The 18,029-nt window shown below is 69.3% G+C and carries 15 protein-coding genes; 2 read left to right on the top strand and 13 right to left on the bottom strand.

Going from position 1 to position 18,029, the window contains the following annotated elements:
• The 3 genes from ASC67_RS01490 to ASC67_RS01480 all read right to left on the bottom strand — a co-directional run bounded on the left by ASC67_RS01490 (position 1) and on the right by ASC67_RS01480 (position 4,086).
• Positions 1-2,076 (bottom strand): pseudouridine synthase, encoded by a 2,076-nt coding sequence (locus ASC67_RS01490; protein WP_056314540.1) that lies wholly within the window; start codon positions 2,074-2,076, stop codon positions 1-3.
• Entirely contained in the window at positions 2,073-2,858 is a 786-nt protein-coding gene (gene scpB / locus ASC67_RS01485; protein WP_056314539.1) for an SMC-Scp complex subunit ScpB, read from the bottom strand. The genes ASC67_RS01490 and scpB overlap by 4 nt, the downstream gene beginning before the upstream one ends.
• Positions 2,859-3,057: 199 nt before the next feature.
• A complete protein-coding gene (locus tag ASC67_RS01480) occupies positions 3,058-4,086 on the bottom strand; it encodes an RluA family pseudouridine synthase (protein WP_156466613.1) in 1,029 nt (342 codons plus the stop codon).
• Between the two features lie 66 nt (positions 4,087-4,152).
• On the opposite strand from ASC67_RS01480, the gene ASC67_RS01475 reads away from it, so the two are divergent.
• Entirely contained in the window at positions 4,153-4,962 is an 810-nt protein-coding gene (locus ASC67_RS01475; protein ID WP_056315101.1) for an outer membrane protein assembly factor BamD, read from the top strand.
• A gap of 36 nt (positions 4,963-4,998) precedes the next feature.
• Here the strand turns inward: ASC67_RS01475 and ASC67_RS01470 are convergent, their stop codons facing one another.
• Together ASC67_RS01470 and ASC67_RS01465 are read right to left on the bottom strand one after the other, a co-directional pair.
• Positions 4,999-6,999: an ATP-dependent DNA helicase gene (locus ASC67_RS01470; protein ID WP_056314538.1), complete on the bottom strand. Its 2,001-nt coding sequence runs from the start codon at positions 6,997-6,999 to the stop codon at positions 4,999-5,001.
• Positions 7,000-7,081: 82 nt separating this feature from the next.
• Positions 7,082-7,285 carry a YdcH family protein gene (locus ASC67_RS01465; RefSeq protein ID WP_056314537.1) on the bottom strand — a complete coding sequence of 68 codons (204 nt, stop codon included), beginning with the start codon at positions 7,283-7,285 and terminating at the stop codon, positions 7,082-7,084.
• 96 nt (positions 7,286-7,381) lie between these two features.
• Between ASC67_RS01465 and ASC67_RS01460 the strand changes: the two genes are divergently transcribed.
• Positions 7,382-8,149 (top strand): PP2C family serine/threonine-protein phosphatase, encoded by a 768-nt coding sequence (locus ASC67_RS01460; RefSeq protein WP_056314536.1) that lies wholly within the window; start codon positions 7,382-7,384, stop codon positions 8,147-8,149.
• A gap of 63 nt (positions 8,150-8,212) precedes the next feature.
• Here ASC67_RS01460 and ASC67_RS01455 read toward each other — a convergent pair whose 3' ends face one another.
• The 8 genes from ASC67_RS01455 to ASC67_RS01420 form a co-directional block, all read right to left on the bottom strand.
• Positions 8,213-8,842: a hypothetical protein gene (locus ASC67_RS01455; protein ID WP_056314535.1), complete on the bottom strand. Its 630-nt coding sequence runs from the start codon at positions 8,840-8,842 to the stop codon at positions 8,213-8,215.
• The gene (gene zapE / locus ASC67_RS01450; RefSeq protein WP_056314534.1) at positions 8,842-9,939 is read right to left on the bottom strand and encodes a cell division protein ZapE; all 1,098 of its coding nucleotides are present in this window, start codon (positions 9,937-9,939) and stop codon (positions 8,842-8,844) included. Before zapE ends, ASC67_RS01455 begins: the two co-directional genes overlap by 1 nt.
• A 117-nt stretch (positions 9,940-10,056) precedes the next feature.
• Positions 10,057-11,484 carry a dihydrolipoyl dehydrogenase gene (gene lpdA, locus ASC67_RS01445; protein WP_056314533.1) on the bottom strand — a complete coding sequence of 476 codons (1,428 nt, stop codon included), beginning with the start codon at positions 11,482-11,484 and terminating at the stop codon, positions 10,057-10,059.
• Between the two features lie 29 nt (positions 11,485-11,513).
• Positions 11,514-11,831 carry a multidrug efflux SMR transporter gene (locus tag ASC67_RS01440; protein ID WP_056314532.1) on the bottom strand — a complete coding sequence of 106 codons (318 nt, stop codon included), beginning with the start codon at positions 11,829-11,831 and terminating at the stop codon, positions 11,514-11,516.
• A gap of 33 nt (positions 11,832-11,864) precedes the next feature.
• A complete protein-coding gene (gene odhB, locus ASC67_RS01435; RefSeq protein WP_056314531.1) occupies positions 11,865-13,157 on the bottom strand; it encodes a 2-oxoglutarate dehydrogenase complex dihydrolipoyllysine-residue succinyltransferase in 1,293 nt (430 codons plus the stop codon).
• 113 nt (positions 13,158-13,270) lie between these two features.
• Entirely contained in the window at positions 13,271-16,129 is a 2,859-nt protein-coding gene (locus tag ASC67_RS01430) for a 2-oxoglutarate dehydrogenase E1 component (protein WP_056314530.1), read from the bottom strand.
• A 250-nt stretch (positions 16,130-16,379) separates the two neighbouring features.
• Positions 16,380-17,345, bottom strand: a complete 966-nt coding sequence (locus ASC67_RS01425) for an Hsp33 family molecular chaperone HslO (protein WP_056314529.1) — start codon at positions 17,343-17,345, stop codon at positions 16,380-16,382.
• Between the two features lie 138 nt (positions 17,346-17,483).
• Positions 17,484-18,008 carry a gamma carbonic anhydrase family protein gene (locus ASC67_RS01420; RefSeq protein WP_056314528.1) on the bottom strand — a complete coding sequence of 175 codons (525 nt, stop codon included), beginning with the start codon at positions 18,006-18,008 and terminating at the stop codon, positions 17,484-17,486.
• Positions 18,009-18,029: the final 21 nt, after the last annotated feature.

Below are 18,029 nucleotides of genomic sequence, written 5' to 3'. Positions count from 1 at the left end.
TCAGCGCCGCGGTCCGCGGCCCCCACCACCGCCCCCGCCCCCACCACCGCCGCTACGGCCTCCCTGGCCGCCGCGACCGCCACCGCCGCCCCGCTTGCCGCCGGCCTTGTTGAAGTAGGCATCCGCGCCGATGTAGCCGACCGAGGTCTGCATCGGATCGGGCTGCTTCGGCCCTCCCTTCTTGGCGCCACCCTGGTCAGGCTGGTGCGCATCGTGCCGGCCGAAGCCGGCATTGATGCGCTGCGAGCCCTTGACGAAGCGCTTGTCGAAGGTCTGTTCCAGCGGGTTCGGAATGGTTCCGGGCGGACCGCCGACATCGTGATCCGCCTGCGAGCCGCCATGCCCGAAGCCCTGGGCACCACCCCGGCGCGGGCCCTTCGCGAAGCGACGGTCGAAGGTCTGCTCCAGCGGATTGGGGATGCGGCCGAAGTCTTCCTCTCCCGCGCCGTCGGTGTCGGGCGCGGACTCGGCGGACCGCTGCTCGCGCGGTTCGCGGCGGGGGCCGCGCTCGGCGCCACCCTGGCCTTGCTGTGGGCGGGGACCGGCCTGCTGCGGCCCGCGACCGTTCCGGTCGGGCTTCCCGTTGCGGCCGTTGTTGCGCCGCTGTTCGCGGTTGCCCTGGTTGTCGCGGGCCTCGCCCGGTGCGGCCTGGCCACGGCCGCCGCTGGCCAGCTGGCGGATCGCGCGCAGGTCCTGATCGTCGAGTTCGACCCAGACGCCGCGCTTGAGGCCGCGCGGGAGCACCACGGTGCCGTAGCGGATGCGGATCAGCCGGCTCACGGCCAGCCCGACCTTGTCGAACAGCTTGCGCACCTCGCGGTTGCGCCCTTCGGTGATGACCACGCGGTACCAGCGGTTCGCGCCTTCGCCACCGCCCTCCTCGATGCTCTTGAAGCCGGCGGTCTGGCCATCGATCTCCACGCCCTCGAGCAGCTTCGCGCGCTGTTCCTCGTTCAGGCTGCCCAACACGCGCACCGCGTACTCGCGCTCGACACCGAAGCGCGGATGCATCAGCTGGTTCGCCAGTTCACCCGAGTTGGTGAACAGCAGCAGGCCCTCGGTGTTGATGTCCAGTCGACCGACCGATTGCCACTTGCCCTGCTGCAGGCGCGGCAGGCGGCGGAACACCGTGGGGCGACCTTCCGGATCGTTCAGCGTGACCACTTCGCCGGTCGGCTTGTGATAGGCCAGCAGCCGCGCCGGACCCGGCTGGATCCGCAGGCGCACCGGCTTGCCGTCGACGGCGATGCGGTCGCCGTAGGAGATGCGCATGCCGACATGGGCGACCTCGTCGTTGACCGTGACCTTGCCGTCCAGGATGAACTGCTCCATGTCGCGGCGCGAACCGATGCCCGACTGCGCCAGCACCTTGTGCAACTTCGGCGCTTCGGGTTCCGGACGCAGCACGCGCTTGGTCGACTGCTCGACGCTGGCTTCGTCGTCCGGCTCGGGCGGCTCGGCATCGTAGGCACCGGACAGTACTTCCTCGAATCGCTCCACCACCAGGGCCGGATCCAGCGCCGGTCGCGGCGCCTGGGGCGGACGTTCGGTGCCGGGCTCGGCCGAGCCCTCGGCGCCCGCCGCCTCGCCGCCGACGCGATCCTTGCGGCCCCGGCGCCGGTTGCGGCCACGACGGCCGCGCTCACCCGACTCGTCGCCGGCGGCCGCACCCGCTTCGGCCGCTTCACCGGGTTCGGCCGGTTCGCCAGTGGCGCCTCTTCCGTCGGCCGCTTCGGCGATGGCCGGCACCGCGGCTGCCGTCTGCCGCTCGACGGGCGCCGGTCGGGCTTCGATCTCCGCTGGCGCATCGACAGCAACGGGTGGCGCGACGGCCTCCGCCGCATCCGCAACGGCCGCGTCGGCCTTGGGCTTGCGCCGCCGCGGCGCCTTCGGCGCCTCCGTGCCGGCATCGGCGTCGACCGCGGCCGTCACCTCTACCGCGGCCGCGCTTTCGGCCGCGGCTGCCGCGGGCTTGCGCGTGCGTCGCTTGACCGGCGCGGCAGCCGCACTGTCGTCGCCGGTGGGCGGCGTGGCATCGGGCTGCGTATCGCTGGACGGGGTGTCGTTCGAATTCATGTCAGGGGTTCCGTGCCGGCATCGGCCGGCGGCGTGGGAAGTTCTGCGGTCGAGGCGGGGGCCTCCGGCGCAGCCATGGAGGTGGCTGCGGCGGCAGCCTCGTCATCAGCAACGGCCGCTTCGTCCGGCCACTCGAGCGACTCGGTCTGCACGGCGTCGAGGCTCGGCCGCGGGGGTACGGGATCGTCCTCGCCCGGCAGGGCCGCATCGGTCGGCGCGTCGAGCAGCGAGACCTGGCCCGGCAAGGCATCGACCAGCATCGTCACCGCCGGTGCGCCATCGAGGGCGGGCAACTGCTCGAGCGTGGCCAGTCCGAGGTCGTCGAGGAACTGCCGCGTTGTCGCGAACAGCGCCGGACGGCCCGGCGTCTCGCGGTGCCCGATGGCTTCGATCCAGCCGCGGTCCTCGAGCTGCTTGAGCAACTGGCTGTTGACAGTGACGCCGCGGATGTCCTCGATGTCGCCGCGCGTCACGGGTTGGCGGTAGGCGATGATCGCCAGCGTCTCGAGCGTCGCGCGGGTGTAGCGCGGCGGTTTCTCGGGATGCAGCCGGTCGAGGTACTCGCGCAGCTCCGGACGGCTCTGGAAACGCCAGCCGTTGGCCACCGCCACGAGCTCCACGCCGCGGTCCTCCCAGTCGCGTGCCAGCTCGTCGAGCAGGACGCGCAAGGTGTCGGGGCCGAGTTGGTCATCGAACAGCGTGCGCAACTCGCGCAGCGGCAGCGGCTGCTGCGCGCAGATGAGCGCCGTCTCGAGGACGCGCTTTGCATCCTGTGTGTTCATCGAATCCGTCTGTCGTCTTGGCCGACTGGGTGCCGGCGTGCAAGGGAACCGGGGTGCCTTCTGTGTGCTGTCTGCACTGCAGGTGCGGCGAGTGTCTCGGCCGCAGAGGCCGGCCGGAGCCGGGGTGCGGCTGAACTCGGGGAGGACCTGCGGTGGTCGGAGCCGGTCGGGCCCTCATCGGCCACCGGCGAGGGCTGCATCAGCCCTGCGCAGCGATTGTATCTGCATCGGACCCGGGCGCGGGCGGCTCGACCGCGACCTGTCGCCAAGCCGCACGCAGGTCGTCGGGCAGGCCGGCACTGAACTCGACGGCCTGCAGGCTCGCCGGGTGCACGAAACCCAGCCGGTGCGCGTGCAGTGCCTGCCGGGTCATCCCCAGGCCCTCGCGGCCGCCATAGAGCACATCGGCCAGCAACGCGTGGCCCCGCGAGGCCATGTGCACCCGGATCTGGTGCGTCCGGCCGGTGTGCAGCGTGCAGCGCACCGCACTGACGGCGTCGCGCGCCGCGATCAGCTCGACGTCGGTACGCGCCGTCCGGCCACCCGACAGGACGGCCATCTTGATGCGCGACACCGGATCGCGGCCGATCGGCGCGTCGATGCTGAAGGCGGCCTGGCGCAGCACGCCATGCGCCAGTGCCAGGTACTCGCGGTGGACCTCCCGCGCGGCGATCGCGCGCACCAGCGACGTCATGGCCGGCAGCGTCTTGGCCACCACCATCAGGCCGCTGGTGTCCTTGTCGAGCCGGTGCACGATGCCGGCCCGCGGCAGCGCCGCCGCGCCGGCGTGATGCGCCAGCAGGCCATTGAGCACGGTGCCCGACCAATTGCCGGGCGCCGGGTGCACCACCAGGCCGGCCGGCTTGTCGATCACCAGCAGATGGGCGTCCTCGAACACCACCGACAGCGCCACCGGCTCGGGCCGGAAGGCCTGGCTCTCGGGCGTGGGCAGCAGCGTGATCTCGATCTGCTGGCCCGCGCTGACGCGCCGTGCGCGGGCGGTGACGGCCTGCCCGTCGATGCGGACCTGCCCGCCCTCGATCAGCGTCTGCAGGTGGTTGCGGGAGAACTCGCCCGCCAGCGTCGCCAGCCAGCGATCGAGGCGCTCGCCGTGTGCCCCGGCATCGACCCGCGCCTGGCGTTGCTCGGCATCGCCAGCCAGCGGTTCGGCGGGCTCGTCGGCCTCGGCCGGCTCGGTGGTCGCGGTCTGGCGCAAGGGAGCACCCATATAATTTTGCTGTTCCTTCAACTGCGGTCGCCCCGGCGCCGCCTGCTGGTGATGACCGCGATGCGTATGAGCTCTGCCGCCGGATGGCGCGCGACCCTGGCCGTGGTGCTGGCGGCCGCCAGCATCGGACTGATCGGATGTGCCGGTGGCCCGAAGGACGAGTTTGCCGGCAAGAGCACCGACAAATTGTACGAAGAGGCGCGCGAGGAAGCCGCCAACGGCAACTGGGAGCGTGCCTCCAAGCTGTACGAGAAGCTCGAGGCGCGCACCGCCGGCACCCAGCAGGCGCAGCAGACGCAGATCGACCTCGCCTACGCGTACTACAAGACGAACGAAAAGGCCCAGGCCCTGTCCACGATCGAACGCTTCATCAAGCTGCACCCCAGCAGCCCGGCGATCGACTATGCCTACTACCTGCAGGGCCTGATCAACTTCAACGAGAACCTCGGCCTCCTGGGCGGGTTGGCGCGCCAGGATCTCTCGGAGCGCGACCAGCAGGCGGCGCGCGACGCCTACCAGAGCTTCCGCCAGCTGACGCTGCAGTACCCCAATTCCAAGTACACACCGGATGCGCAACTGCGCATGAACTACATCGTCAACACGCTGGCCGCCTACGAGGTCCACGTGGCTCGCTACTACTATCGCCGCGGCGCCTACGTGGCCGCGGCCAACCGCGCCCAGCAGGCCGTGCAGGAGTTCCAGCGCGCTCCGGCGGCTGAAGAGGCGCTCTACATCCTGGGCATCAGCTACGACAAGCTCGGACTGACCGAACTGCGCGACGATGCCCAGCGCGTCCTGCAGACCAGCTTCCCGGATTCGCGCTACGTGAAGGACGGCTTCGAGACGGCCGACAAGCCCTGGTGGCAGATCTGGTGATCGGGCGGCCGGGCCCGCGGCCCTGATCCCGCCGCCTCAAGCCCAGGCCGGCGCGGCCTTCGAGATCTCGGCCAGCCACGCCAGCGCCTGCGCTTCCTCGCGCAGCACCTGCATCGGCGGCAAGGCGGCCCTCAGGCGCTGTCCATAGCCCATCGTGCTCATGCGGGGGTCGCACACCACCAGCAGGCCGCGATCGCTCTCGCTGCGGATCAGCCGGCCGGCGCCCTGCTTCAGCGAGACCGCGGCCTCGGCCACGAAGTAGTCGTTGAACGGGTTGCGCCCTTCGCTCTCGAGCCGCTTCACGCGCGCCTCGACCAGCGGATCGTTCGGCGGCGGAAACGGCAGCTTGTCGATGATCACGCACTGCAGCGCCTCGCCGGGCACGTCGATGCCTTCCCAGAAGCTCTGCGAGCCGACCAGCACCGCGCGCGGTGTGTCGAGAAATCGCTGCAGCAACTGGCGCTTGGGCACGCTGCCCTGCATCAGCACGGTGATCGGCTCCGCATCGCCCTCGAAGTCGGCCTGCAGCGCCTCGCCCACGCCAGCCAGCGCACGCAGGGTCGTCGTCAGCACGAAAGTCCGTCCGCCCGCCGCCCGCGCACAGGCCGCTGCCAGGCGTGCGACCGATGCGGTGTGACCTGGCTCGTTCGGCTTCGGGAAATGCGTGGGGACAAAGAGCCGCGCGTGCATCGGATAGTCGAAGGGGCTGTCGACGCGCAGCGTGCGCGCCGTCTCCAGCCCGGCCTGTTCGGTGAACCAGGTGAGCCGCTCGTCGGCTCCCAGCGTGGCCGACGTGAAGATCCAGGCCTTCGGAGCGGCGGCGATCTGCTCGCGCATCGCGTCGCGCACGTCGAGCGGCGACTCCACCAGCCGCAGCCCCTGCGGCGTGAGGTCGATCCAGCGCACGCGCCCCGGCTCGGCCTCGAGGCCGAAACCGGCCGCACGGGCGGCCAGCGTCGATGCCCGCTCCGCGAGCTTGGCCAGATCGGGAGACATCTCCACCACGACGTCGAGCGCGTCGGCCGCGCTCCGACACGCCTGCCCCAACGCGGCGAGCGTCTCGATGAAATCGGCCCGGTCGGCGCGATCGGCCCAGCGCAGCTTCAGGCTGCCCCGCACCTCGCGCAAGGGCCCTGCGGCCGCCAGCCGCAGCTCGCGCGCCGCGCGGTCGCAACCCGCCGCCAGCTCCTGCCAGGGCTGCAGGCCACGCGCCTGACCCAGGCCGACAGCCAGCATGTCGCGCGCGAAATCGACCACCTGGGCGCTGCCCAGCGTGCTGCCGAGGAAGGCCACGCCCGCCTCGGCGAGTTGATGCGCTTCGTCGAACACCGCCACGTCGACCGAGGGCAGCAGTTCGGCCATGCCGGTGTCGCGCAAGGACAGATCGGCGAAGAACAGGTGGTGGTTGACCACCACCAGGTCGGCCGCCATCGCCTCGCGGCGCGCCTTCATCACATGGCAGCCTCGATATTCCGGGCATTCGCTGCCGAGGCAGTTCTCGCGCGTCGAGGTCACTAGCGGAATCACCGACGAGCGCTCGTCCAGACCGTCGAGTTCGGCCAGGTCGCCGCTCACGGTGCGCTGCGCCCATTGCTCGATCTTCGCCAGCGTGCGCGCGGCGTAGCGGTCGGGCAGCGCCGTCGCCTCCCGGGCCTGCACCAGTCGCTGCAGACACAGGTAGCTGCTGCGTCCCTTCAGCAAGGCCACGCTGACCGGCAAGGCCAGCACGTCGCGCAGCCGCGGCAGATCCCGCAGGTAGAGCTGGTCCTGCAGGCTCTTGGTCGCGGTGCTGATCAACGTGCGGTGCCCGGCCAGCAGTGCCGGCACCAGGTAGGCGAAGGTCTTGCCGACGCCGGTGCCGGCCTCGGCCACCAGCACCTCGCGCGCATCGATCGCATCAGCCACTGCGGCGGCGAGTTCCAGTTGGGCACCGCGCTCGCGGTACTGCGCATCGGCCCGCTGCAGCGGCCCGCCGAGCGCGAAGGCCGCGCTCACCGCCGCCTGCAGCTCGCTGCGCAAGCCGTCGGCCGAACTCATGACCGCCCCGCGCTCGCGGCCGCGGGCCGCTCCCGATCCCCCACGGGGATGTCGCCCGCCTTCGGGCGGCCGTGCGTCGGGCTCATGCCGGCTCGGGTGGGCTGAGGCGCATTTCCAGTGTGGCGATCTGGTCCCGCAGGGCGAGGCGGCGCTTCTTGAGGCGCCTGAGCGTCAATTCGTCGAGGGGCCGCTCGATGGACGCCTGGTCGATCAGGCTGTCGAGATCGCCATGCTCGATGCGCAATTCGATCAGCCGGCGTTGCGGTGAATGCAGGTTGTCGTCCATCGGGGGTTGCACAGCCGCAATCTGGATGTCAACAGGCCTTGATGCCGATGCAAGCCTGCCATTGGTTCGCATGGCAATGGAGATTATAGTTTTCGGATGAGTACTGCGCCCCCGGGTTATCGACTTGCCGCCGCCACCGGCCTGCACCGCGGCGATCGCGCGTACCAGCAAGACCAGGTCGGCGTGCTGCCTCATCCACGGGTGCCGGGTTGCGTGTTGGCCGTCGTCGCGGACGGCATGGGCGGCAAGAGCGGCGGGCGCAAGGCCGCCGACCAGGTGCTGCTCACGGCCCAGCAACTGTTCGAGCGCTACACGCCGAGCCGCGACACCCCCTCCGAGACGCTGAAGCAGCTGGTGCTCGAGTCGCACCTGATGATCAAGCTCACGGCGATCACCGCCGAGGAAGAGCCGCACAGCACGCTGGCTGCCTTCCTGATCAGCGCCTCGCGCGCCTGCGACGTGATCCACGCCGGCGACTCGCGCATCTACCACTTCCGCGGCGCCGAGCTGGTCAGCCGCACGGTGGACCACTCCTTCGTGCAGCGCCTGGTTGACGAAGGTCAGATCACCGAAGACGAGGCGAACACACACCCGCAATCGAACCTGTTGACCGGCTGCCTCGGCACGCAGCAGGACCCGCCGCTGACGCTGAGCCACATCGCGTCGCTCGAAATCGGCGACACGCTGTTGGCCTGCAGCGACGGCTTGTGGCATTACTTCACGCCGCGCGAACTTGGCGCGATCGTGCACACGCTGTCGCCACGCGAGGCCAGCGAGATGCTGGTCGGCAAGGCCCGGCACCGGGCCCGCGGGGGCGGCGACAACCTGTCGCTGGCGCTGGTGCGGGTCGAAGCGCTGGGCTGAACAGGAAGCTCGGCGCTTGGACCGCGTCGTCGGGCCACGCCCCGGACGCGGCCTGACCATCGCTCAGGGCGCGGACGCCCCCTCGATCGGCGGCAGCGGCGCCGCAGGCGGCTTGCGCGACCCAGCCCGTTGCGCCTGGCGCTGGGCCGCGGCTTGCTGCCTTGCCTCGACCTGGCGCTGCCGGGTCTCGTACTCGGTGCGAGAGCGCTGTTCGTCGGCGCGCCGCTGGGCTTCGTCGATCGGCGGCGTGGATGTCGGCGTGCGCGGCGGCGTGCGCGCCGCCGGCGTGCGGATCGCCGCACTCGCGGCGTCGAAGGGAATCAGCGGCGCCGAGGCGCGCTCCTCACGGTCGCGCATCTGGCGCTCCAGCTTGGCGTCGATGTGCTGCTGACGGGCCGCGGCCCGCCGCGTCCGCTCCGCGTCGTCGAGCGCCGCCTCGCGTGTACTCAGGCGCTTCAGCGCGTCTCGGCGCTGCGCCTTGGCGGCGTCGACACACGCCGTCACGAGAAAGCGCTGCCCGCACTCGCGCTCCTGCGCAGCATAGTCGCGCTCGACCTGCCGGCGCTCGGTGGACAGGCGTTCACGCAATGCCGTGTCGGAGGCACCGGCCTCACCCCGCGACACGAACGCCGCGCCGATCGTCACCAGGGCGACGACGCTGCAGCGTAGAAAGCCGGCGAGGCGCGTGTGCATCAGGTCAGGCTCGTGTCGACTTCCCGCCGCGACAGCGCCAGGAACTCGGCCGACTGCATCTCGGTCAGGCGCGACACGGTACGTGGGAATTCATGGGCCAGTGGTCCGTCGGTGTAGAGCTGTTCGGGCGGCACGGCCGCAGACATCACGAGTTTCACGCGCCGATCGTAGAGCACGTCGACCAGCCAGGTGAACCGCCGTGCCTCGGACGCCAGCCGTGGCGGCATCTCGGGCACGTCGGACAGCAGCACGGTGTGGAACTGCGAGGCCAGCTCGAGGTAGTCGTTCTGCGAGCGCGGGCCGCCGCACAAGGTCTTGAAGTCGAACCACACCACGCCGCCGGCGCGTCGGCGCGCACGGATCGTCCGCTGCTCGATGTTGAGCACCGGATCCTCGTCCTTGGCCTCGGCGAGGCGCTCGAAGGTCTCGGTCAGCGCTGCATCGGCCGCCGGTCCGAGCGGCACGTGGTAAAGCGCCACGCCCTCCAGCGTGCGCTGGCGGTAGTCGACACCGGCGTCGACGTTGATCACTTCCAGCCTGTCCTTGAGCAACTCGATCGCCGGCAGGATGCGGTCGCGGTGCAGGCCGTTGGGGTAGAGGCCGTCGGGGTGGAAGTTGGACGTCGTGACGATGCTGACGCGGTTGGCGAACAGCGCCGCCAGCAGCCGGTGCAGGATCATCGCGTCGGTCACGTCGGCCACGTGGAACTCGTCGAAGCAGATCAACCGGAAGCGCCGCGCAATGCGGCTGCCCAGTTCGTCCAGCGGGTCGGCCGTGCCCTTGAGCTCCTGCAGCTCGCGGTGCACCTCGCGCATGAACTCGTGGAAGTGCAGCCGTGTCTTGCGCACCAGCGGCACCGACTGGAAGAAGCAGTCCATCAGGAAGCTCTTGCCGCGCCCGACACCACCATACATGTAGACGCCGCGCGGGATCGGCGGGCGGCGCAGCAGCTTGCTCACCGCATTGCTGCGGCGTGCCTTGTAGTCGGCCCACTCGTTCTCGCAACGCTCCAGCGCGTCGAGCGCGCTCAGCTGTGCCGCGTCGCTTGTGTAGCCACGCTCGGCGAGCATGGCGGCGTATAGATCACGAACCGCCACGTGTCGCGTCTCGGTCGGCGCCGGGCTGCCAGCGGCCAGGGACGGCCCCCCTCGTGGTCCTCGCGGCCGAGCGCCCCCTCGGGAGACGGGAGCAGAGCGACGTGGGGGCTGACATGACTAGAAGTTCAGCGTGCGCTTGTCGACGGCCAGCGCCGCCTCCTTGGTCGCTTCGGACAGCGATGGGTGCGCGTGGCAGATGCGGGCGATGTCCTCGGCGCTGGCCTTGAACTCCATCGCCACCACCGCCTCGGCGATCAGTTCGCTGGCCATCGGCCCGACGATGTGCACGCCGAGGATCTCGTCGGTCGCCGCGTCCGCCAGGAACTTCACCATGCCGGTCGTGTCGCCCAGTGCGCGCGCACGGCCGTTGGCCAGGAACGGGAAGGTGCCGGCCTTGTAGGCGCGGCCGGCCGCCTTGAGCTGCTGCTCGGTCTGGCCGACCCAGGCGATCTCCGGGCTGGTGTAGATGACCCAGGGGATGGTGTTGAAGTTGACATGACCATGCTGGCCGGCGATGCGCTCCGCGACCGCCACGCCCTCTTCTTCCGCCTTGTGGGCGAGCATCGGGCCGCGGACCACGTCGCCGACGGCCCACACCTTCGGCAGGTTGGTGCGGCAGTCGTCGTCGACCACGATGGCGCCGCGCTCGTCGATCTTCAGCCCCACCGCCTCGGCGTTCAGGCCGGTGGTGTTGGGCACCCGGCCGATCGACACGATCAGCTTGTCGACCTCCAACGTCTTCGCGTCGCCCTTCGCGCTGGTATAGCTGACGCTGACGCCCTTCTTGTCCTTCTTGACTTCGCTGATCTTCACGCCCAGCTCGATCTTCAGGCGCTGCCTCATGAAGGCCTTCTGGGCCTCCTTGGCGATCTGTTCGTCGACCGCGCCCAGGAAGGTCGGCAGCGCTTCCAGCACCGTCACCTCGGCGCCCAGGCGGCGCCACACGGAACCCATCTCGAGTCCGATCACGCCCGAGCCGATGACGCCCAGCTTCGCCGGCACCGACGGGATGCGCAGCGCGCCATCGTTGCTGAGGATGCTCTCCTCGTCGAACGGGGCGCCGGGCAACGCACGCGCATTCGAACCGGTCGCGATGATGATGTCCTTGCCGATCAGCGTGTCCTCGGTGGCACCGCTGACCTTGATCTCGTAGCCGGCGTCACCGGCCTTCACGAACGAGCCGCGGCCGTGGAAGAAGGTGATCTTGTTCTTCTTGAACAGGTAGAGGATGCCGTCGTTGTTCTGCTTCACGACGGTGTCCTTGCGCCCCAGCATCTTCGCGATGTCGATGCTCAGGTCCTTCAGGCCGATGCCGTGATCGGCGAAGGCGTGGCCGGCGTGCTCGAAGTGCTCGCTCGACTGCAGCAGCGCCTTCGACGGGATGCAACCCACGTTCGTGCAGGTGCCGCCCGGTGCCGGGCCGCCCTTGTCGTTCTTCCACTCGTCGATGCAGGCGGTATTGAAACCGAGCTGCGCCGCGCGGATGGCCGCGATGTAGCCGGCCGGACCGCCGCCGATGACGACGACGTCGAAAGTCTTGCTCATGAGAGAGTGCTCCGAAATGCTCGCCGCGTTCAGTGGGCGAGCTTGAGTGTGATGACGCCGCCGACGATCAGCGCGACGCCGAGGTAACGGGCCAGCGAGGCCGAATCGCCGAAGAACAGCACCCCGATCAGGAAGGTGCCGGCGCCGCCGATGCCGGTCCAGACCGCGTAGGCCGTGCCGATGGGAATCTCGCGCTGGGCCAGCCACAGCAGCCAGCCCGACAGGCCCATCGACAGCACCGCGCCGGCAATGCCCCAGACCTTGAAGGCCGGCTGCTGCGACAGCTTGAAGCCGACCGGCCAGCCGATCTCGAACAGGCCCGCCAGCGCGAGGTAGATCCAGGCCATGCTCGTGTCGGACGGAAACCGGTCTCGAGACGATCAGATGTCGAACAGCAGCCGCGCCGGGTCTTCCAGCGCTTCCTTCATCGCCACGAGGCCCAGAACCGCCTCGCGGCCGTCGATGATGCGGTGGTCGTAGGACATCGCCAGGTAGTTCATCGGCCGGATCACGATCTGGCCGTTCTCGACCACCGCGCGATCCTTGGTCGCGTGCACGCCCAGGATGGCGCTCTGCGGCGGGTTGATGATCGGGGTGCTCAGCATCGAGCCGAAGGTGCCGCCATTGGAGATCGAGAAGGTGCCGCCGGTCAGATCTTCGAGCGACAGCTTGCCGTCGCGCGCCTTCTGGCCGAACTCGGCGATCTTCTTCTCGATGTCGGCGAAGCTCATCTGGTCGGCGTTGCGCAGGATCGGCACCACCAAGCCGCGCGGCGAGCCCACCGCGATGCCGATGTCGAAATAGCCGTGGTAGACGATGTCGTTACCGTCCACGCTGGCGTTGATGACCGGGTAGCGCTTGAGCGCCGCGACCGCCGCCTTCACGAAGAAGCTCATGAAGCCGATCTTGACGCCGTGCTCCTTCTCGAACTTCTCCTGGAAGCGCTTGCGCATCTCCATCACCGGGGCCATGTTGACCTCGTTGAAGGTGGTCAGGATGGCGTTGGTGGCCTGCGACTGCAGCAGCCGCTCGGCCACGCGCGCCCGCAGGCGCGACATCGGCACGCGCTGCTCGGGGCGGTCACCCAGGTTCAGCGCGGTCGGCACCGTGACGGCGGGCAGCGCCCTGGCGACGGACGGCGCGACCGGCACCGAGACGGTCGCTGCTGCCGGGGCCGCCACCGCGGGCGCCGCCGTCTTGACGCCGGCCTGCAGCGCCGCCTGCACGTCGCCCTTGGTCACGCGCCCGTCCTTGCCGGTGCCGGCCACCTGGCTCGCGCCCAGCTGGTTCTCGGCCAGCAGCTTGGCGGCCGCGGGCATCGCCACGTCGCTCTTCGCGCCCGCCGGGTCAGCCGTGACACCGGGCGTTGCGCCGGACGCCGGCTTGCCCTCGGGCACCGGCTTGACCTCGAGCGGACTGACCGCCTCCTTGCCGTCGGTGTCGATCTTGGCGATCACCTCGTCGCTGACGCAGCTCTCACCATCGTTCTTGACCAGCTGCGCCAGCACGCCCGCGGCCGGCGCCGGCACTTCGAGCACGACCTTGTCGGTCTCGATCTCGATCAGGATCTCGTCGATCGCGACGGCTTCGCCGGGCTTCTTCTTCCACTGCAGCAGGGTCGCTTCGGCAACGGATTCGCTCAGCTGAGGAACTTTGACTTCAATGATGGCCATGGAATGCTTTCTTCGTTGTTCGGATGACGCATCGCGCGGGTCCGGCAGCTCCGACCGGCGCGGGGGCCGGTCGAAGACCGCGGTTCATCGCCGCGCACGCGTTCGCGATGACGTCACTTGGACAGGACGAATCCCTTGAGCTTGCCGTAGGCCTGGTCCAGCAGCGCCTTGAGCTGCTCCTGGTGCAGGTGCGCGTAGCCGACGGCCGGCGAGGCCGAGGCCGGGCGGCCGGCGTAGCCGAGCTTCTGCCCCTCGAGCATGTTCTCGTGCACGTAGTGCTGCACGAAGAACCACGCGCCCTGGTTCTGCGGCTCGTCCTGACACCACACCACGTCGGTCGCGTTCGGGTACTTCTTCAGCTCGGTCGAGAACGCCTTGTGCGGGAAGGGATAGAGCTGCTCGACGCGCAGGATCACCACGTCGTTGCTCTTCTTCTCGTCCCGGCGCTTCACCAGATCGTAGTAGACCTTGCCGGAGCAGGCGATCACGCGCTTGACCTTGGCCGCTTCGATGTCGGCGTTCTGCTCGGGGATCACCGTGCGGAACTCGCCGCGGGTGAACTCCGACAGCGGCGACGCGGCATCCTTGTTGCGCAGCAGGGACTTCGGCGTCATCACCACCAGCGGCTTGCGGAACATGCGCACCTGCTGACGGCGCAGCAGGTGGAAGATCTGGCTGGCGGAGGTCGGCTGGCAGACCTGCATGTTGTTGTCCGCGGCCAGCTGCATGAAGCGCTCGAGGCGCGCCGAGCTGTGCTCCGGGCCCTGCCCTTCGTAGCCGTGCGGCAGCAGCAGCGTCAGGCCGTTCGCGCGGCCCCACTTCACCTCACCGGAGGCGATGAACTGGTCGATCACGACCTGCGCACCGTTGACGAAGTCGCCGAACTGCGCTTCCCAGATCGTCAGCGTGGTCGGGTCGGCCGAGGCGTAGCCGTACTCGAAGCCGAGCACTGCCTCCTCCGACAGGATGGAGTCGATCACGACGAACGGCGCCTGGCCGTCGGCCACGTGCTGCAGCGGCGTCCAGGTGCCTTCGTCCCACTTCTCGCGGTTCTGGTCGTGCAGCACGGAATGGCGGTGGGTGAAGGTGCCACGGCCGCAGTCCTCGCCGGACAAGCGCACCGGGTAGCCGCTCGCCACCAGCGAAGCATAGGCGAGATGCTCACCCATGCCCCAGTCGACGTTGATCTCGCCGCGGCCCATCGCCGCACGGTCGGCCAGCACCTTCTCGACCAGCGGATGGACCTTGAAGCCCTTCGGGATGGTCGTGATGCGCTCGGCCAGGCGCTTGATCTCGGCCAACGGCAGCGCGGTGTCGGCCGCGTCGGTCCACTTGCGGTTCAGGTAGGGCGTCCAGTCGACCGCGTACTTGCTCTTGTAGTTGGTCAGCACCGGATCGACCGTGTGCTTGCCGGCGTCCATCGCAGCGCGGAAGGCCTTGACCATCGCGTCCGGCTCTTCGGGCTTCAGCGTGCCCTGGGCCACCAGCTTGTCGGCGTACAGCTTGCGCGTGCCGGGGTGGGCTGCGATCTTCTTGTACATCAGCGGCTGGGTCAGCGACGGCGTGTCCTGCTCGTTGTGGCCCAGCTTGCGGAAGCAGATGATGTCGACGACGACGTCCTTGTTGAACTCCTGCCGGTAGTCGAGCGCGAGCTGGGTGCACAGCACCACCGCCTCGGGGTCGTCGCCGTTCACATGCAACACCGGCGCCTCGATCATCTTGACCACGTCGGTGCAGTACAGCGTGGAGCGCGAGTCGCGCGGGTCGCTGGTGGTGAAGCCGATCTGGTTGTTGATGACCAGATGCACCGTGCCGCCGGTGTAGTAGCCGCGCGTCTGCGCCAGCGCCAGCGTCTCCATCACCACGCCCTGGCCGGCGAAGGCCGCGTCGCCGTGCACCAGCACCGGCAGCACCGTGTCGCCTTCCTTGTCGCCGCGCCGGTCGAGACGCGCCTTGACCGAGCCCTCCACCACCGGGTTCACGATCTCCAGGTGCGAGGGGTTGAACGACAGGCTCAGGTGGACCGGGCCGCCCGCCGTCGTGACGTCGCTCGAGAAGCCCTGGTGGTACTTCACGTCGCCGGCCGGCAGTTCTTCCTTGGCGGTATGGTCGAACTCGGCGAACAGGTCCTTGGGCATCTTGCCCAGCGTGTTGACCAGCACGTTGAGACGGCCGCGGTGGGCCATGCCGATCACGATCTCCTGCACGCCGCGCTCGCCGCCGCGCTGCACCACCTCGTCCATCGAGGCGATGAAGCTCTCGCCGCCTTCGAGCGAGAAGCGCTTCTGGCCGACGTACTTGGTGTGCAGATAGCGCTCCAGGCCCTCGGAGGCGGTCAGTCGATCGAGGATGTGGGTCTTCTGCGCCGCGGTGAAGCTCGGCTTGGCGCGCACGCTCTCGAGCCGCTGCTGCCACCAGCGCTTCTCGACCGGCTCGGTGATGTGCATGAACTCGGCGCCGATGCTGCCGCAGTAGGTTTCGCGCAGCGCCTGGAGGATCTCGCGCAGCGTCTGCTGCTCGGCGGTGGTGAAGTAGGTGTTCGTGGCGCTGAACGTGATGTCCATGTCGGACTCGCTCAGGTCGTAGAACGCCGGCTCCAGTTCGGGAATCTTGGGGCGCTCGGTGCGCTTGAGCGGGTCGAGGTCGGCCCAGCGGGCGCCCAGTGTGCGGTAGGCCGCGATCAGCGACTGCACGTGCACCTGCTTGCGCGCGACCGCCAGTTCGGCGGCGCTGGCCTTGACGGCGAAGGCGTTGGCCTTGGCGCGCTGCGCGAAGGATTCGACGACCGGCGCATGCGCCACGTCGCGGGATTCGGAGCCGTCGGTGGCCGGTACGTGCTGGAGCGCGTCGAAGTAGGCGCGCCATTTTTCGGGGACCGAGCCCGGGTTGTCGAGATAGGACTCGTACAGTTCCTCGACGTAGGGCGCGTTGCCCCCGAACAGGTACGAGTTCGACCGGTACTGCTGCATCATCTTCGCTCACCTTTCACCCTGGTATCCAGGACGTTGGCTGGTTGAAAAACCTTCCGCGACACGGCTGGACCGGTTGGCGGATTGCGACCCGCCTTTGCTTGTTCAACAGAACCAGAAAAGGGGACGGGAAGGACCAAATTTCGCTCAGGACTGTAGCACCGCGGCGCATGGGTGTCCCGCGGACCGGCACCACAACAGGCCGGGATAAGTGCCCTTCATCGGCGTTTCACGATCGTGAGGCCGATCCTCGCTATTGCACGGCGCGAGAGGCCGGGGGCTGGTCGCGCGGCGCCGTGAAGACCTCGCCGCCGTCGACCGCATCGAAGTGGTACTGCGCTCCGCAGAACTCGCAGCCCACCTCGGCCAGCCCGCGCTCGGCGATCAGACCATCGAACTCCTCGCGCCCCAGGCCGCGCAGCATGCGCGCCACCCGCTCTCGCGAGCAGCTGCAGGCAAAACGCGGGCCCTGCTCGCCCACCAGCGGCTCGAAACGGCGCACCGTCTCCTCCCAGAACAGCCGACGCAGCAGCGTGTCGGCATCCAGCGTCAGCAACTCCTCGCGCGTCAGCGTCGCGCTGAGGTGGGCGATGCGGTTGTAGGCCTCGTTCAGGCCGATCTCGTCCTCGTTGCGCGCACCGAGGTTGCCTTCGCCCTCGACCGGCAGGCGCTGGATCAGCAGCCCCGCGGCCATCTGGTCGTTCGCCGCGAGCACGAGCTTGGTGTCCAGCTGCTCCGACTGCAGCATGTAGTGCTCGAGCACGTCCGACAGCTGCTGCAGCGGCTCTCGCCGATCACCATGCAGCGGCACCACGCCCTGGTAGGGCTGCTGGCCCGGGAAGCGGTCCTTGGGGTCGAGCGTGATCGCGCAATGGCCGCGCCCGTCGACGTTGACCAGCGCCTCGAGCCGCGCGCCGGGCGGCACCTCGCCGACCACGGTGGCCGTGGCCCGCAGCGCCAGGTCGGGCTGCACCTCGGCCACCGCCAGCTTCACCGGCCCGTCGCCCGTGATCTGCAGCACCAACGCCCCGTTGAACCGGATGCTGGCCTGCATCAGCACGCCGGCGGCGGCCATTTCGCCGAGCAGTGCGCGCACCGGTTCCGGGTGCGCCCGTTCCGGCCCGCGCCGGGCCAGCAACTCGGTCCAGGCGCCGGTCAACCGCACCAGCATGCCGCGCACCGGCAGGCCCTCGAAGATGAATTTATGGAGTTCGCTCATGACCGCCCTTCGCCCGGTGAGTACTTCGGTCGGTCTCCAAGGTCCACATGGTGGCCCGCCTGCGCGGTCCATGGGACGCGAGCCGGCTTGGGGCGGCCCTGGGCTCGACTCGCCTGTTGACTTGCCCGCATATGGGGCTCAAGCGACACGCTTCAACGTGGCCTTGAAACGCTGGGCCCGGTCCACGTAGGTCCGGGTGCCGCGCTGCATCCGTGCGATGTCCTCTTCGCTCAGGGGCCGCACCGCCTTGGCGGGGCTGCCGAGGATCAGCATGCCGTCCTCGAACTCCTTGCCCTCGGTGACCAGCGCGCCGGCACCGACCAGGCAGTTGCGGCCGATCTTCGCGCGATTGAGCACCACCGCCTGGATGCCGATCAGCGCACCGTCGCCGACGGTGCAGCCGTGCAGCATGGCCTGGTGTCCCACCGTGACGCCCTCGCCCACCACCAGCGGGCAGCCCGGGTCGGTGTGCAGCACGCTGCCTTCCTGCACGTTGGAGTGGCGGCCGATGACGATCGGCTCGTTGTCGCCGCGCATCGTCACCTGCGACCACACGCTGGCGCCTTCTCCGACCACCACGCTGCCGATCAACTCGGCGCTCTCGGCCACATAGGCCGTCGCATGCACCTGCGGCACGCGGTCATCGAGCTGGTACAGGGCCATGGGCAACTCCGGCAAAGCGAT

The organism is Methylibium sp. Root1272 (assembly GCF_001425905.1).
GTDB lineage: Bacteria > Pseudomonadota > Gammaproteobacteria > Burkholderiales > Burkholderiaceae_C > Methylibium.
The sequence above is the reverse complement of the archived record's forward strand: the minus strand, read 5'-3'. Positions and strand labels throughout refer to the sequence as shown.

Coding starts and splice junctions, on each gene's coding strand:
- ASC67_RS01490 (WP_056314540.1), bottom strand. CDS start 2,076: ATGAATTCGAACGACACCCCGTCCAGCGATACGCAGCCCGATGCCACG.
- scpB (WP_056314539.1), bottom strand. CDS start 2,858: ATGAACACACAGGATGCAAAGCGCGTCCTCGAGACGGCGCTCATCTGC.
- ASC67_RS01480 (WP_156466613.1), bottom strand. CDS start 4,086: ATGGGTGCTCCCTTGCGCCAGACCGCGACCACCGAGCCGGCCGAGGCC.
- ASC67_RS01475 (WP_056315101.1), top strand. CDS start 4,153: ATGAGCTCTGCCGCCGGATGGCGCGCGACCCTGGCCGTGGTGCTGGCG.
- ASC67_RS01470 (WP_056314538.1), bottom strand. CDS start 6,999: ATGAGTTCGGCCGACGGCTTGCGCAGCGAGCTGCAGGCGGCGGTGAGC.
- ASC67_RS01465 (WP_056314537.1), bottom strand. CDS start 7,285: ATGGACGACAACCTGCATTCACCGCAACGCCGGCTGATCGAATTGCGC.
- ASC67_RS01460 (WP_056314536.1), top strand. CDS start 7,382: ATGAGTACTGCGCCCCCGGGTTATCGACTTGCCGCCGCCACCGGCCTG.
- ASC67_RS01455 (WP_056314535.1), bottom strand. CDS start 8,842: ATGCACACGCGCCTCGCCGGCTTTCTACGCTGCAGCGTCGTCGCCCTG.
- lpdA (WP_056314533.1), bottom strand. CDS start 11,484: ATGAGCAAGACTTTCGACGTCGTCGTCATCGGCGGCGGTCCGGCCGGC.
- ASC67_RS01440 (WP_056314532.1), bottom strand. CDS start 11,831: ATGGCCTGGATCTACCTCGCGCTGGCGGGCCTGTTCGAGATCGGCTGG.
- odhB (WP_056314531.1), bottom strand. CDS start 13,157: ATGGCCATCATTGAAGTCAAAGTTCCTCAGCTGAGCGAATCCGTTGCC.
- ASC67_RS01430 (WP_056314530.1), bottom strand. CDS start 16,129: ATGATGCAGCAGTACCGGTCGAACTCGTACCTGTTCGGGGGCAACGCG.
- ASC67_RS01425 (WP_056314529.1), bottom strand. CDS start 17,345: ATGAGCGAACTCCATAAATTCATCTTCGAGGGCCTGCCGGTGCGCGGC.
- ASC67_RS01420 (WP_056314528.1), bottom strand. CDS start 18,008: ATGGCCCTGTACCAGCTCGATGACCGCGTGCCGCAGGTGCATGCGACG.